The sequence below is a fragment of the Microbacterium algeriense genome, assembly GCF_008868005.1.
Lineage (GTDB): Bacteria > Actinomycetota > Actinomycetes > Actinomycetales > Microbacteriaceae > Microbacterium > Microbacterium algeriense.
Window position 1 is genome coordinate 1 of the sequence record NZ_WAAO01000007.1, and the last position, 1570, is coordinate 1570.

Annotated in this window: 1 protein-coding gene; it reads left to right on the forward strand. The window is 71.7% G+C overall.

Annotation, left to right across the window (positions count from 1 at the left end):
* Window positions 1-71 precede the first annotated feature (71 nt).
* Window positions 72-1570 (forward strand): HNH endonuclease signature motif containing protein (locus F6A08_RS17535; RefSeq protein ID WP_151460176.1); only part of this gene is annotated, 1499 nt, incomplete at its 3' end.

Genomic DNA, 1570 nt, shown 5'->3' on the forward strand with positions numbered 1-1570 from the left:
GTGCTGGAATATTGGTCTGAGCTGGGTTTTTTCGGGGTGGGAATGTCGGTGCCCCGGGGTTGACTGGGGGCATGAGCAATCCCGCGGAGCTGTTGGAGCAGGTCGTGATCGACCTGGATGCGATGCTGGCCGGGGATGTGATCGCGGGGCTGTCGGACGAGGCGAAGATGGCGTTGTTGCAGGTCGCGGGTCGGGTGCAGCGGCGGGTGGACGCGGTCGTGGTCGAGACGGTCGCGTCGGTGCCGGCGCGGGCGGCGGGGTCAGGGGATGCGGCGTTCTGCGGACAGTTCGGGTGTCGGACGGTGAGCGAGTTGCTGCAGCGGGTGCTGCGGGTGGACGCTCCGGGTGCGGGGCGGGTGGTCACGGCCGCGCGGGCGGTGCGCCGGGAGGTGGATGTGTCCAGCGGGGCGTGGTTGCCGGCTCGGTGGCCGGGGTTGCGGGAGGCGCTGCTGGACGGGGTGATCGGCATCTCCGGGCTGCTGGCCGCGATCGGCCCGATCGAGCAGGCCGGTGCCCGGGTCGGCACCGCCGACCGGCTCCGCGCGGATACGGAGCTCGCCGCGTATGCCCGCGGCTGCGCCGGAGACGGTGACGGTGACGTCGCCGGGGAACAACCTGCCGCGGATGAGCAGGGCCGTGCCGGTGAGGCCGGGCCGGCCGCGACGCCGGAGGATCTGCGGCTGCTGTCCCGGGTGATCGTGCAGTATCTCGACCCGGATGGTGCCGAGCCCGCGGACGAGATCGCGATGCGCGGGCGGGCGCTCACCCTGGGGAGAGCGAAAGACGGCACCATCCCGATCCACGGCAGACTGCTCCCGGAGGTCGCGGGACAGTTGCAGCGCCTGTTCGATGCATACCTGAACCCGAAAGTCGACGGCCCACCCCACCCGGTCGGAGTCCACTTCACCCCCACCCATGAACACCACGGCGACCGGGATGGCGACGGGAACGACGGGGATGGGGATGATGCGATGGGTGAGGGGGTTCTTCCCTCGGAGGACCCGACCCGGATGGTCGACACCCGCACGAGAGCGCAACGGCAGCACGACACGCTCGCCGCGGTCCTGGGCATCGCCGCCCGCCACGACGATGCTCCCCGCCTGGGAGGCGCCGCCCCGACCCTGGTGGTCTCCATCACCGCCGACGACTACGCCACCGGCACCGGCTGGGCGCACATCGACGGCATCGACACCCCCACCCACCCCCGCACCGCCGCGCACACCGCCTGCGCCGGCGGCATCCAACGCGTCCTGTTCGACCCGCACGGCCGCATCATCGGCATCACCACCACCGACCGCATCTTCACCGCACCCCAACGCCGCGCGATCACCCTCCGCGACCGCGAATGCCTCATCCCCGGCTGCCACGTCCCCGCGACCTGGTGCGAGATCCACCACGTCACCGAACACTCCCGCGGCGGACCCACCCACACCGACAACGGCGTCACCCTCTGCTGGCACCACCACCGCACCCTCCCCACCAGCGGATGGGACATCCGCATGCACCACGGCACCCCCCACATCCGCGGCCCCGCCTGGTGGGACCCCACCCGACAATGGCGCACCCCACA